This window comes from Streptomyces sp. NPDC006798 (genome assembly GCF_040635975.1).
Lineage (GTDB): Bacteria > Actinomycetota > Actinomycetes > Streptomycetales > Streptomycetaceae > Streptomyces.
Map to the genome: position 1 here is coordinate 49455 of NZ_JBEYIS010000006.1, position 13126 is coordinate 62580.

Below are 13126 nucleotides of genomic sequence, written 5' to 3' on the forward strand. Positions count from 1 at the left end.
GCGCCAGGTCGCCGGGCGCGGCCCGGTTGGTCGGGGGCGGTACCCCGGGGACGGGCTCCCGCCGCGGGCGCCCGCAGGGGCAGGTACCCCTCAGCGGGGGCTCTGAGAGACTGGGGGGGATGAACGACACCGTCACCACCTCAGGCTTCTCCCGCGTCCGCGCCGAGATCGATCTCGGCGCGCTCCGCGGCAACGTCGCGACGCTGCGCGCCCGGACCGGCGGCGCGGCGCTGATGGCCGTGGTGAAGTCCGACGCCTACGGGCACGGCGCCCTGCCCTGCGCCCGGGCCGCCCGGGAGGCGGGGGCCGCCTGGGTGGGGACGGCGACGCCGTGGGAGGCGCTCGCGTTGCGCGCCGCCGGGCTCGACGGGCCCCTGATGTGCTGGCTGTGGACGCCCGGCGGCCCCTGGCGCGAGGGTGTCGAAGCCGGGCTCGACATGTCGGTCAGCGGTATGTGGGCGCTGACGGAGGTGGTCGCCGCCGCCCGGGAGGCCGGCCGCCCCGCCCGGATCCAGTTGAAGGCGGATACGGGCCTGGGCCGTAACGGCTGCCAGCCCGGCGACTGGCCCGAGCTGGTGGCCGCCGCCCGCGCCGCCGAGGCGTCCGGCGCGGTCCGGGTGACCGGTGTCTGGTCGCATTTCGCCTGCGCCGACGAGCCGGGGCATCCGTCGATCCGGCTCCAGTCGGACACGTTCCGGGAGATGCTGGCGTACGCGGAGGGCCGGGGCATCGATCCGGAGGTGCGGCACATCGCCAACTCCCCGGCTGCCCTCACCCTCCCCGAGGCCCATTTCGACCTGGTGCGGACGGGGATCGCGATGTACGGCATCTCGCCGTCGCCCGAGGTCGGTACGGCCCGGGAGCTGGGGCTGCGGCCGGTGATGACGCTCTCCGCCCGGGTCGCTCTGGTGAAGGCCGTCCCGGCCGGACACGGCGTCAGCTACGGGCACACCTATGTCACCGGCGAGGAGACGAACCTCGGTCTGATCCCCGTCGGGTACGCGGACGGCGTTCCGCGCCATGCCTCCGGCCGGGGGCCCGTACTCGTCGGCGGGGAGCTGCACACGGTCGCCGGACGGGTCGCCATGGACCAGTTCGTGGTCGATCTGGGGCGGCACAAGGTGCAGGAGGGCACGGAGGCGGTGCTGTTCGGCCCGGGGGACCGGGGTGAGCCGACGGCCGAGGACTGGGCGCGGGCCTCGGACACCATCGCGTACGAGATCGTCACCCGGATCGGCCAGCGGGTGCCCCGCCACTACGTCGGCACGGCCGCCGGCGCCGGAACCGCGCCCGCCGCCGACCCGAACGGCGGTACGCAGCCCCCGGCATGAGAACCGGGTCCGCGCGGAAGGAGCGGGAGGGCCGATGCCCGCCCGCCCGGATCCCCCCGGGGCCGCGGGACCACGGAGACGGACGACGACCCGGCCGACGAGGACGACCAGGAGGAGCCGCACGGTGACCGAGACCAGTACGGGGGAAGCCCTGGCCGCAGCCGCGGTCTCCGCCGGGACGGGCCCCTGGCGCCGGGCCGGGATCGCGGGCGCCGCGATAGGGGTGATCGCGGCGGGCGCGGCCGTGGGCGTGGCCGTCGAGCGGCTCACCGTCGGCCGGGGGGTCCGTAAGAAGGCCCGGCTCGCCCTCGACGCCACGGGCCCGTACGGATCGGTGCGCGGCGTCCCCGGGAAGGCCGTCGCCGACGACGGCACCCTCCTCTACTACGAGGTCGACGATCTCGATCCGCAGGCCGCCGGGCCGCGTCGGCGCAGGCTCTTCGGCCGTAAGGCGCCCGCCCCGGTCACCGTCGTCTTCAGCCACGGCTACTGCCTCAGCCAGGACGCGTGGCACTTCCAGCGGGCCGCCCTGCGCGGACTGGTCCGTACCGTCCACTGGGACCAGCGGAGCCACGGCAGGTCGGAGCGGGGCGCCGCCCAGCAGGGGCCGGGCCGGCGGCCGGTCTCCATCGACCAGCTGGGCCGGGATCTGAGGGCCGTGATCGACGCGGCGGCCCCCGAGGGTCCCGTGGTGCTCGTGGGGCATTCGATGGGCGGGATGACGGTGATGGCGCTGGGCTCGCAGTATCCGGAGTTCGTCCGGGACCGGGTCGCGGCCGTCGCCTTCGTCGGCACCTCCAGCGGACGGCTGGGCGAGGTCAACTACGGGCTCCCGGTCGCGGGTGTGGCCGCCGTACGGCGCGTACTGCCGCAGGTGCTGCGGGCCCTCGGCTCCCAGGCCGAGCTGGTGGAACGCGGCCGCCGGGCCACGGCCGACCTCTTCGCCGGGCTGATCAAGCGGTACTCGTTCTCCTCCCGCGACGTCGATCCGGCGGTCGCGCGGTTCGCGGAGCGGATGATCGAGTCGACCCCGATCGATGTGGTCGCCGAGTTCTATCCCGCCTTCGACGACCACGACAAGGCCGGTGACCTGGAGGTCTTCGCCGGCCTTCCGGTACTGGTACTGGCCGGGGACAAGGATCTGGTCACCCCGAGCGCGCACAGCGAGTCCATCGCCGACCTGCTGCCGGACGCCGAGCTGGTGATCGTGCCGGACGCCGGACATCTGGTGATGCTGGAGTACCCGGAGGCCGTCACGGACCGGCTGGCGGATCTGCTCGCCCGCGCCGGGGCGGTACCGGCAGCGGCTAACGTTGGCCCGTATGGAAGCACCGCACAACCCGGCTGACGCCGTCCCCGCGCCGCCCGCCCCCGCGTCCGGAGCCGCGTCCGGCTCCGCCCCCGCTGCCGCCGCCGTCGCCGGACGTGCCGTCGAATCGGCCGAGGAGATGCGCGACCTGGGACGACGGCTGGCGAAGCTGCTGCGCCCCGGCGATCTGGTGATGCTCACCGGCGAGCTGGGCGCCGGAAAGACGACCCTGACCCGGGGGCTGGGGGAGGGCCTCGGCGTCCGGGGCGCGGTCACCTCGCCCACCTTTGTCATCGCCCGGGTCCATCCACCGCTGAGCGGCGGCCCGGCCCTCGTCCATGTGGACGCCTACCGGCTGGGCGGCGGTCTGGACGAGATGGAGGATCTCGATCTCGACGTCTCCCTGCCGGATTCGGTGGTCGTGGTGGAGTGGGGCGACGGGAAGGTCGAGGACCTGTCGGACGACCGGCTCCATGTGGTGATCCACCGGGTCGTCGGCGACACCGACGACGACCGCCGGACGGTGACGCTGACCGGGTACGGGGCGCGCTGGGCGGAGTCGGACCTGCGGTCGGTCTGACGTCGGGGCGGCCGTGCCGCGCCCGGAGCCGGGGTTTGCGACGGGCGAGGTTTCGCGACCGGCGGGGTACGCGTACGAGCCGGGGTCCGGCGGGTCCGGAGGCGATCCCGCGCGGCGCTCCGGCCGGATTCCCCGGATATTCCGACAAGCCGTCGGGAAATTGTTGCGCGGGACGTACCGGGCGTGGTGACATGGTACGGACGCTTGGTTAGGTGTACCTAACTACCCGACCGTCCACCGATGACCGTCGACCGAACCGGTCCTCGTGACCTGGGAGGCAGCCATGGCATCCGAGCGCGACACGGCACTCCGGCCGTCCCGGCGGCACCGGCCGCCCCAGCCGCCGTCCATGCGGGATCTGCTGGCCTCCTGCGCGGCGGCGACGGCGGTCTCCACCCCGCCCCGGCTCCACGACGAGACCGACCGCGACCGCGCATACGAAGGTGCGGACTGCGTGGCGCACGCCGAGCCGGGCGCCCGTGCCGACGAGGCCCGTCCGCCGACCCGCCGCGACGCCGCCTGACCGTCCGGCCGGGGCCGTCCGGGCGCCGGAGCGCCCGGAGCCGTACGAACGCGTACCGGGGCCGGGGACGTACCGCCGAGGAGTACGGGACCTCTCACCCCGCCGGGTCCTCCGTACGGGCGGTTCTCCCCGCCTGTACGTCGACGCGACCGGCCGGGGCGGTGCCGGACCGGTCAGGGGAGGACGACGACCTTCGTCCCGACCGTCGCGAAGCTCCAGATCACATCGCCGTCGGCGCGCGTCATCCGCACACCGCCGGTCTTCTTCTTCGGATTCGGCGCCGCCATGGAGCCGTTGACCGCCGCGCTGAAGCCGACCGTCACCCCGTCGGCCTTGGCGAACCGGATCACATGCTCGATCGCCACCCCGTCGGAGCCGGGGATCTTCCCCGCCCGCGAGGTCACCGAGTACGTCCCCGGCTTCGGGTTCACCGTCGACGGCATCACCTGGAAGGTGTGCTTGACCTTGTTCCCCTTGGCCTCGACGAGCCAGACCCGGCGCGACTGGAGCCCGTAGACCACCCGTTCGCCCGAGCCCGATCCGGCTGGCAGCGCCAGCGGGTTGACCGGCGTCTTGGGCGCGGACTTCCCGGGGCCCGTACTCGCGCCCGGCCTGGCCTTCATGTCGGAGACGCTGGCCTCCGCCTTGTAGGCGAGGAAACCGACACCCGCCAGAGCGGCTGCCGTGAGCCCGGCCACCAGTCCCGAGCTGCGTGCCACCTGCGCCACCTTTCGGTCTTCTCCGGCTCTCCGGGTCCGTCGCTTCCGTCATGCCGACTTCCGGGCCGGGCCGGGTCGGTTCGGTCCGTCTTCCGTTCCGAATCCGTTCCGGCCTGACCGGCGTCGTTCTGTTCAGATCCGTATCTGACCCGTATCTGATCCATTTCGTTCCGGATCTGCTCCGGGACGTCGAAACGACTGAACGACTGTCGCATGGGATGTCTCCGTGGCGACGGTAGCAGCAGCCTCCCCCCTGGGAGGGGGAGCCGTGCCCGGGTCGCGGGAGCCGTAGGCTGTTCGCGTGCTCCTGCTCGCCGTAGATACCGCCACGCCCGCCGTCACCGCCGCCCTCCACGACGGCACCGACGTCGTCGCCGAGTCCAGCCGGGTGGACGCCAGGCGCCACGGCGAACTGCTGCTGCCCGCCGTCGACCGGGTCCTGACCGAGGCCGGGGTCGGACTCGACGCCGTCACGGCCGTGGTGACCGGGGTCGGCCCCGGCCCCTACACCGGGCTGCGGGTCGGTCTGGTGACCGCCGCGACCTTCGGTTCGGCGCTGGGCGTGCCCGTGTACGGGCTCTGCACGCTGGACGGGATCGCCTACGCGGCCGGACGCGACGCGGGCCTCGAAGGGCCGTTCGTGGTGGCGACGGACGCCCGGCGCAAGGAGGTCTACTGGGCCCGGTACGACTCCCCGCGCGCCCGGGTCGAGGGACCGGCCGTCGACCGGCCCGCGGACCTCGCCGAGCGGGTCGCGGGCCTGCCCGCCGTCGGCGCGGGCGCCCTGCTCTACCCCGACGCCTTCACCACCGTGCTGCCGGGACCCGAGTACGTGTCGGCCGCCGCCCTGGCGGCGCTGGCCGCCGACGAACTGGCCCGGGAGGCCGCGTCCGGCGAGCCGTCGGCGGTGTTCCTGCCGCCGAGGCCGCTGTATCTGCGCCGGCCGGACGCGCAGGTGCCGAAGAACTACAAGGTGGTCACCCCGCAGTGACCGTCCCGCGCGATCCGGCCGGGGACGGCCGGGCTTCTGCCTCCACCACCGAGCCCGAATCCGAGCCCGAATCCGGGTCCGGGTCCGGGTCCGGGTCCGGTGCCGGTTCCGGCGGCGCTCCCGTCCTGCGCGGGATGCGCTGGTGGGATCTCGGACAAGTACTTGTCCTGGAAAACGACCTCTTCCCCGAGGACGCCTGGTCACCGGGGATGTTCTGGGGCGATCTCGCCCATGCCCGGGGGCCCCGCGCCAACCGCCACTACGTGGTCGCCGAGGAGCCCGGGACCGGCCGGATCACCGGCTACGCCGGGCTCGGCGCGGCGGGCGGCCTCGCCGACGTCCTCACCATCGCCGTGGCCCGCGACCGCTGGGGCACCGGCCTCGGCGCCCGGCTGCTGACCGATCTCGTCCGGCACGCCACCGCCTTCGAGTGCGAGGAGATCCTGCTCGAAGTGCGGGTGGACAACACCAGGGCCCAGAAGCTCTACGAGCGCTTCGGCTTCGAGCCCATCGGAATCCGCCCCGGCTACTACCAGCCGGGCAATGTCGACGCGCTCGTCATGCGCCACCAGGTGCGCGGCACCGCGAAGGAATGTTGAGTGATGGCTGACGAACCGCTGGTCCTCGGTATCGAGACCTCCTGCGACGAGACCGGCGTCGGGATCGTCCGGGGGACGACCCTGCTCGCCGACGCCGTGGCGTCCAGCGTCGACGATCACGCCCGTTTCGGCGGCGTCGTCCCCGAGATCGCCTCCCGCGCCCATCTGGAGGCCATGGTCCCCACCATCGAGCGCGCCCTGAAGGACGCGGGCGTCTCGGCCCGCGACCTCGACGGGATCGCGGTCACCGCCGGGCCAGGTCTGGCGGGCGCGCTGCTGGTGGGCGTGGCGGCGGCGAAGGCGTACGCCTATGCCCTCGGCAAGCCGCTGTACGGGGTCAACCACCTCGCCTCCCATATCTGCGTCGACCAGCTGGAGCACGGCAAACTGCCCGAGCCGACGATGGCCCTGCTGGTCTCCGGCGGCCACTCGTCGCTGCTGCTCGCGCCGGACATCACCAGCGACGTCCGGCCCCTGGGCTCGACCATCGACGACGCGGCGGGCGAGGCGTTCGACAAGATCGCCCGGGTGCTGGACCTCGGATTCCCCGGCGGCCCGGTGATCGACCGGCTGGCGAAGGAGGGCGACCCGGCCGCGATCGCGTTCCCGCGCGGACTGACCGGCTCCCGCGACCCGGCGTACGACTTCTCCTTCTCCGGGCTGAAGACGGCCGTGGCCCGCTGGATCGAGGCGAAGCGGGCGGCGGGCGAGGAGGTGCCGGTACGCGATGTGGCGGCGTCCTTCCAGGAGGCGGTCGTCGACGTCCTGACCCGTAAGGCGGTCCGCGCCTGCCGGGACGAGGGCGTCGACCATCTGATGATCGGCGGCGGCGTGGCGGCCAACTCGCGGCTGCGGGCGCTGGCCCAGGAGCGGTGCGAGCGGGCGGGCATCCGGCTGCGGGTGCCCCGGCCCAAGCTCTGTACGGACAACGGGGCGATGGTGGCGGCGCTGGGCGCTGAGATGGTGGCGCGCAACCGGCCCGCGTCGGATCTGGAGCTGTCGGCGGACTCGTCGCTGCCGGTGACGGATCCGCATGTACCGGGCGCCGGGACGGGAGACCACGGCCACGGTGATGGCCACGGGCACGAGCATTCCCATGACCACGACCATGTGCACGAGATCAGCAAGAAGAACCTGTACTCGTGACGGCCCGGAGACGGGCCGAGGGGAGGCGTCATGACGGCGAACGCGGACGCGAACGGGGACGGCGGGCCGGCTGATTCGGCGCTGGTCGCCCTGATGTGGGAGGCCAAGGCGGCCCCGGGCCGGGGCGCCGAACTGCTGGCCTGGGCCCGTAGCCGACCGCTGCCCGGCCCGCACCGGCGGGAGACCTTCGGTGCCGGGGCCGACCGGGTCCTGGTGATCACCTGGTGGCGGACGGCCGACGGGCTCGGGGCCGGCCTGCCCGAGCTGCCCGACCCCCCGGCGGAGCTGGTCTCCCGGCCCGTACACCGCTGGCGGTTCGAGTCGCTCGGCGTCGGCTGACTCCGGCAGGTACCGGGGCTGAACTGGGCTTTTCGGGTGCTGAAAAGTTTTTTCGCGGGTCGTGTCGAAAACGTCGTCGCGCGATCGACGGAAGGGTGAGAGGCGGGAAGAAGACCCCGCGCGAACTCTCATCCGAACCAACGAGGAGCTTGTCATGCCCCGCTTTCTGACCCTGGTCCGAGTCGACGAGAACAACGTGCCCGAGGAGGGCTTCTCCCCCGAGATGGGCGAGCGGATGGGTGCCCTCCTGAAGGAGATCACCGAGGCCGGGGTGATGCTGGAGACCGCCGGTCTCGCCCCCACCTCGGAGGGGCGCCGGGTCACCTGGTCCGGCGGGAAGCTCTCGTACACGGACGGCCCCTTCACCGAGGCCACCGAGGTCGTCGGGGGCTACTCGATCATCCAGGCCAAGGACATGGCCGAGGCCGTGGAGTGGGCGAACCGCTTCCTCAAGGTCCACGACGACGCCTGGACGGTGACCTGTGAGGTCCGGCAGATCACCGAGATGACCGACGAGGGCTGACCCCCGCACCGGGTCCCGCACCGGGTCCCGCACCGGATCCCGGGGCGTACCCGGCCCGGCTTGCCGTCGCCGTCCACGGCTGCTCTGATGGGTGGCCGTGACGGCGGCGAGTGCGGTGGAAACGGTGTTCCGGATCGAGCAGCCGCGGGTGATCGCCGCGGCGGCACGGATCGTCCGGGACGTCGGAACGGCGGAGGAGATCGCGCAGGACGCCCTGGTCAGCGCGCTCGAACAGTGGCCCGCCGAAGGGGTCCCGGCGAAACCCGGGGCATGGCTCGTCGCGGTCGCCAAGCGCCGGGCGATCGATCTCGTCCGCCGCCGGGAGAACTACGCGCGGAAGCTGGCCGAGGCCGGCCGGGCGCAGGAGACCGCGGCGCCGCCGCCGCCGGAGCCGTCGGACGACACCGGTACCGAGGCCGATATCGACGACGATCTGCTCCGGCTGATCTTCACGGCCTGCCATCCCGTGCTGTCGACCCAGGCGCGGATCGCCCTGACGCTACGGCTCCTCGGCGGACTGACCACCGACGAGATCGCCCGCGCGTTCCTGGCCGCCGAACCCGCGGTGGCCCAGCGGATCGTCCGCGCCAAACGCACCCTCGCCGGGGCCGACGTGCCGTTCGAGGTGCCGTACGGGCCCGACCGCGCGGCCCGGATCGGCTCCGTACTGGAGGTCGTCTATCTCGTCTTCAACGAGGGCTACTCGGCCACCAAGGGCGACGACTGGGTACGACCGGCGCTCTGCGAGGAGGCACTGCGGCTGGCCCGGGTCCTCGCGGGGCTGCTGCCGGACGAGGCCGAGGTGCACGGGCTCGTCGCCCTGCTGGAGATCCAGGCGTCGCGGATCCCGGCCAGGATGGGGTCCGGCGGCGAGCCCGTCCTGATCGCCGACCAGAACCGGGCCCGCTGGGACGGGCTGCTGATCCGGCGCGGCTTCGCGGCACTCGACCGGGCGGGCGCGGCCGGAACGGCGGCCGGGGCCGCGCCGGGTCCCTATACGCTCCAGGCCGCGATCGCCGCCTGCCACGCCCGCGCGGTCCGGTACGAGGACACCGACTGGGCCATGATCGCCACGCTGTACGGGCGGCTCGCCGTCGTCGCGCCCTCCCCGGTCGTGGAGGTCAACCGGGCGGTGGCCGTCGGAATGGCCCTCGGCCCCGAGGCCGGGCTCGCTGTGGTGGACGCGGTCGCCGACGACCCGGGGCTGCGCGAGTACCACCCGCTGCCGGGCGTACGGGGCGATCTGCTGGCCCGGCTCGGCCGCACGGCGGAGGCGGCGGAGGAATTCCGCCGGGCGGCGGCGCTGGCCCGCAACGCCCGCGAACGCGCCCTGCTCCTCACCCGCGCGAACACCCCTCCCCCGGAGCCCCCGAACACGCCGTAGCCCGCCGGGCGGGACCTCGCGCCGAATGCCCCGCCGTGCGGGCGCCGCCGGACGCCCGCGCGCAGTTCCCCGCGCCCCTGGTTGCCCTCCTCAACGCCCTCGCAGAGAGGCGGGCCTCCTTTCAGGGTCGGAGCGGGGAGGGCATTCAGGGGCGCGGGGAACTGCGCGAACGGCCACGGGCGGTCCGCGGACCGCCGACAACACCAGGCCGCCGGACGCGTCCCGGCACTTCGAGACCTGGACCCCGCAGGAGGCGGGTTCGCGCGTCCCGGCACTTCGAGACCTGGGACCCCGCGGGAGGCGGGGACTCCGGGCCCGGGGGCTCGCCGCAGGCGGGTCCGCTAGTCTCCGCGCATGTCTGAGCTGCCCTCACCACCACCGGACCCGGACGACATATCCCCCTGGCCGGACCGGGTCGCCCTGCTCGACGAGCGGCGGCGGGTGCTCGAACGGCTGGTCGGCAAGTCGGTGGGACCGGCCCGGCTGCTCGGTCTGCTGCTGGTGGTGGCGGCGTTCGAGGCGGGCTGGGCCCTCGTGGGCGTCGGGCTCCGCGCCGTCGACGACACCCTGGACGGCTTCAATCTGGTTTTCGCCGCGTTCGTCGGCCTGGTCGGGGTGGCGATCCTGGTGCCGACGCTGGCCGTGGTGGCGGCGGAGGCCCGCGAGGACCGGGCCGTACGGGGGCTGCTGCGGTCGTGGACTGCGCTCGACCGGGATCCGCGCGGTGACGCCCGGTTCGGCCGGGGCTGGCTCAACGCGGGCTGGCTGCTGGTGTCCCTGGGCTGTGTGGCGGCCGGGCTCCTGGTCTGCGGCACGCTCTCCGGCGCCGTGGAGGAGGGGCATCGCACCCCGTACTCGACCCTGGTCTACGTCCTGGGCGCGGGGATCGTCCCGATCATCGCCGGGCTCGCGGGCCTGGTGAACACGGTGGCGCATCTGCGCTGGCTGGCCCGGACTCTCGATCCGGTCCCCGCCGCGCGCCGCCCCGGGGGCGCGCACCGCTGACCCGGGCGCCCCGCCGGGCCGGGCGCCTCCACCACCAAAGCCCCACCAAAGCCCCGCGTCACCCCGGGCCCGCCGTCACCGGGTGACCGATCAGCATCGAGGGCGCCCCGCTCACCCGGGTCAGGATGACCGTCGCCGCGTTCGGCCCGCTCGGTTTCACCTTCCGCCGTACCTCCTCGGGTTCGACCGCCGATCCCCGCTTCTTCACGGTCAGCGTGCCGACCGCCCGTTCCCGCAGCAGCGCCTTCAGCCGCTTGAGGTTGAACGGCAGTACGTCCGTGAGCTCGTACGCGGCGGCGGACGGCAGCGGGCGCAGCTCGTCCGATGTGATGAACGCGATCGTCTCGTCGATCAGGCCGCCGTCGGGGAGTCCGGCCGCCGCCTCGGCCACCAGATGGGCCCGGATGACCGCGCCGTCCGGCTCGTACAGATAGCGCCCGACGGGCCGTACCGGCGGGTTCGGCAGCCCCAGCCCGGTGAGGGCGTACGGCTCGGAGCCGTCGCCGGAGAGCAGGGTCGCGGTGACACCGCCCGGCGCCGGGTCGGTCGTACCGCGCCAGAGCACGGCCTCCTTCACCTCGCCCTCGTACGAGATCCACTCGGCCGAGAAGTCGGGCGGGATCAGTTCGTGCGGCACGCCGGGGGCGATCTTGAGGGCGGCGACCGGGCGGCGGCGGGCCGCGTCGAGCGCCCAGGACAGCGGGGGCGAGTACGCCTCCGGGTCGAAGACCCGGCCCCGGCCGCCCCGCCGGGCGGGGTCGCAGAAGACCGCGTCGTACGGCTCGGTGTCGATCTCCGTGACGTCGGCGCACCGCACCTCGATCAGCCCGGTCAGGCCCAGGGCCTCGGCGTTGGCCCGGACCACGGCGGCGGTCAGCGGATCGCGGTCCACGGCCAGGACCCGGATCCCGGCCCTGGCCAGGGCGATGGCGTCGCCGCCGATACCGCTGCACAGATCGGCGACGGACCGGACCCCGCACTCCGCGAGCCGGGCGGCCCGGTGGGCGGCGACCGGGGCGCGGGTGGCCTGCTCGACCCCGTTCGGTGTGAAGAACATCCGCTCCGCGTCCGCCGCGCCGAACTTGGGCACGGCGCGCCGCCGCAGCGCCGCCTGGGCCAGCGCCGCCGAGACCAGTTCGGCCGGGTGGTCGCGGCGCAGCCGGGTCGCCAGCGCCAGTTCACCGGCCGGGTCGTACTCCCGTACGGAGTCGAGCACGGCACGGCCCTCGGGGGAGAGCAGGACCGCGAGGGGCGCGGGGACTCCGGCGGGGACTCCGGCCGGGGCGTCGGCGGAGGACCCGGGCGAGACGGGGGAGGCGGGGGCGGGCACGTCGTTCACCCGGCCCATTGTGAGCCAGGTGTGGGCCAGGCGGGTCACTGTCCACAGGCCATGGCGGTGTCGTACGGATCCGGCCCGGACGGGCTGCCAGGATGCAGCGCCATGCGACTAGTACGACAAAACGGAAAGATGGTTGAAACGGTAGATATCGCGAGCCGGTCCGGGCCGGGGGCCGTGACCGGGCGCGGGGCGGGGCCCGGCGCCCTGAGCGCCTTCGCGGGGGCGCGCGGCCGGCGGCTCCGCCGGAGCGCGATCGCCCTCGTCCTGCTCGCCGGAGCCCTCGGTACGGGCTGTACCGTCCCCGGCCCGGAGGGCCATGGCGCCCCGGCCCCCCATTCCGGGGCCCAGGCGGAGAAGTCCCAGCTGGAACGGGCCGAGCAGGACGCCCACCGGGCGGGCCCCGCCGGATCGCGGGCCGACTACGTCGAACAGGTGGCCAAGGACCAGAAGGCCCGGGTGGCCGCGGCCCGCACCTGGGGTCTGGAGAAGACCCCGCTGCCGGCGCCCCGGCCCCCGGCGACCAAGCCCTTCCTCAACACCCGCCAGGGGTTCGAGGTCGAGGGCGGCGCGGCCCTCCCGCCGGTCTTCACCACCGTCCCGGTGAAGGAGAAGATCGTCTTCCTGACGGTCGACGACGGCGCCGAGAAGGACCCCGACTTCATCCGGATGATGAGCGAGCTGAAGATCCCGTACAGCGCCTTCCTCAGCGACTACGTGATCAACGACGACTACGGCTACTTCCGGCGGATGCAGGACGCGGGGGTCGCCCTGCACAACCACACCCTCAACCACCGCTATATGCCCGGCCTCTCCTACGAGGAGCAGCGCCGGGAGATCTGCGGCCAGCAGGACAGCCTCCAGCGGCTCTACGGCAAGCGTCCGCCGCTCTTCCGGCCGCCGTACGGCAACTACAACCGGGACACCCTGAAGGCCGCGCAGACCTGCGGGGTCAAGGCGGTGCCGCTGTGGGCGGCGGAGGCTTTCCCGGACCATATGGAGTGGCGCGAGTGGGATCGCGACCTGCACCCCGGCGACATCATCCTGACCCACTTCCGGGGTACCGGTGACTGGAAGGGCAGCATGCCGGACATGGTGCGCCAGGTGATGAAGACGGTCACGGACAAGGGATACGCCGTGGCCCGGCTGGAGGACTACGTCTGAGCCCGGGGCGCCGCCCGGCTCCGCCGGGCGGCGCCTTTCGCGGGGGCGGGGCGTGCTGGAATCCGCCGCGGACGGCCGGTTCGCGGAGGCGCGCGCCCGGCGCGCCGGGTTCCGCCACGGGCGGACGGATTGGCACTCCGCTTGACCGAGTGCTAATCGCGGTCATAGTCTCGGTTC

Annotated in this window: 14 protein-coding genes; 12 read left to right on the top strand and 2 right to left on the bottom strand. The window is 73.9% G+C overall.

Going from position 1 to position 13126, the window contains the following annotated elements; genetic code table 11:
• Nucleotides 1-119: 119 nt before the first annotated feature.
• The 4 genes from alr to ABZ714_RS05680 all read left to right on the top strand — a co-directional run bounded on the left by alr (nt 120) and on the right by ABZ714_RS05680 (nt 3743).
• Nucleotides 120-1331, top strand: coding sequence for an alanine racemase (alr, locus tag ABZ714_RS05665; protein ID WP_358823862.1), 1212 nt, complete (start codon nt 120-122; stop codon nt 1329-1331).
• 124 nt (nt 1332-1455) lie between these two features.
• Nucleotides 1456-2679 carry an alpha/beta hydrolase gene (locus ABZ714_RS05670; RefSeq protein ID WP_358823863.1) on the top strand — a complete coding sequence of 408 codons (1224 nt, stop codon included), beginning with the start codon at nt 1456-1458 and terminating at the stop codon, nt 2677-2679.
• Nucleotides 2654-3220, top strand: a complete 567-nt coding sequence (tsaE, locus tag ABZ714_RS05675; protein WP_358823864.1) for a tRNA (adenosine(37)-N6)-threonylcarbamoyltransferase complex ATPase subunit type 1 TsaE — start codon at nt 2654-2656, stop codon at nt 3218-3220. Before ABZ714_RS05670 ends, tsaE begins: the two co-directional genes overlap by 26 nt.
• Nucleotides 3221-3503: 283 nt before the next feature.
• On the top strand, nt 3504-3743 hold the full coding sequence (locus tag ABZ714_RS05680; protein WP_358823865.1) for a hypothetical protein: 240 nt from the start codon (nt 3504-3506) through the stop codon (nt 3741-3743).
• Nucleotides 3744-3916: 173 nt separating this feature from the next.
• Here ABZ714_RS05680 and ABZ714_RS05685 read toward each other — a convergent pair whose 3' ends face one another.
• Nucleotides 3917-4462 carry a hypothetical protein gene (locus ABZ714_RS05685; protein WP_358823866.1) on the bottom strand — a complete coding sequence of 182 codons (546 nt, stop codon included), beginning with the start codon at nt 4460-4462 and terminating at the stop codon, nt 3917-3919.
• A gap of 301 nt (nt 4463-4763) precedes the next feature.
• On the opposite strand from ABZ714_RS05685, the gene tsaB reads away from it, so the two are divergent.
• The 7 genes from tsaB (at nt 4764) to ABZ714_RS05720 (ending at nt 10449) form a co-directional block, all read left to right on the top strand.
• Entirely contained in the window at nt 4764-5453 is a 690-nt protein-coding gene (gene tsaB, locus ABZ714_RS05690; RefSeq protein ID WP_358823867.1) for a tRNA (adenosine(37)-N6)-threonylcarbamoyltransferase complex dimerization subunit type 1 TsaB, read from the top strand.
• Between the two features lie 134 nt (nt 5454-5587).
• Complete coding sequence (gene rimI / locus ABZ714_RS05695) at nt 5588-6052, top strand: ribosomal protein S18-alanine N-acetyltransferase (RefSeq protein WP_358823979.1); 465 nt, start codon at nt 5588-5590, stop codon at nt 6050-6052.
• Nucleotides 6053-6055: 3 nt separating this feature from the next.
• Entirely contained in the window at nt 6056-7198 is a 1143-nt protein-coding gene (gene tsaD / locus ABZ714_RS05700) for a tRNA (adenosine(37)-N6)-threonylcarbamoyltransferase complex transferase subunit TsaD (protein ID WP_358823868.1), read from the top strand.
• A gap of 30 nt (nt 7199-7228) precedes the next feature.
• Nucleotides 7229-7537, top strand: coding sequence for a hypothetical protein (locus ABZ714_RS05705; RefSeq protein ID WP_358823869.1), 309 nt, complete (start codon nt 7229-7231; stop codon nt 7535-7537).
• A gap of 154 nt (nt 7538-7691) precedes the next feature.
• On the top strand, nt 7692-8060 hold the full coding sequence (locus ABZ714_RS05710) for a YciI family protein (protein WP_358823870.1): 369 nt from the start codon (nt 7692-7694) through the stop codon (nt 8058-8060).
• Between the two features lie 97 nt (nt 8061-8157).
• Nucleotides 8158-9444 (top strand): sigma-70 family RNA polymerase sigma factor, encoded by a 1287-nt coding sequence (locus tag ABZ714_RS05715; RefSeq protein WP_358823871.1) that lies wholly within the window; start codon nt 8158-8160, stop codon nt 9442-9444.
• A gap of 354 nt (nt 9445-9798) precedes the next feature.
• On the top strand, nt 9799-10449 hold the full coding sequence (locus tag ABZ714_RS05720) for a hypothetical protein (RefSeq protein ID WP_358823872.1): 651 nt from the start codon (nt 9799-9801) through the stop codon (nt 10447-10449).
• Nucleotides 10450-10507: 58 nt separating this feature from the next.
• Here the strand turns inward: ABZ714_RS05720 and ABZ714_RS05725 are convergent, their stop codons facing one another.
• A complete protein-coding gene (locus tag ABZ714_RS05725) occupies nt 10508-11797 on the bottom strand; it encodes a methyltransferase domain-containing protein (RefSeq protein WP_358823980.1) in 1290 nt (429 codons plus the stop codon).
• Nucleotides 11798-11917: 120 nt separating this feature from the next.
• Between ABZ714_RS05725 and ABZ714_RS05730 the strand changes: the two genes are divergently transcribed.
• Complete coding sequence (locus ABZ714_RS05730; protein ID WP_358823873.1) at nt 11918-12949, top strand: polysaccharide deacetylase family protein; 1032 nt, start codon at nt 11918-11920, stop codon at nt 12947-12949.
• Nucleotides 12950-13126: the final 177 nt, after the last annotated feature.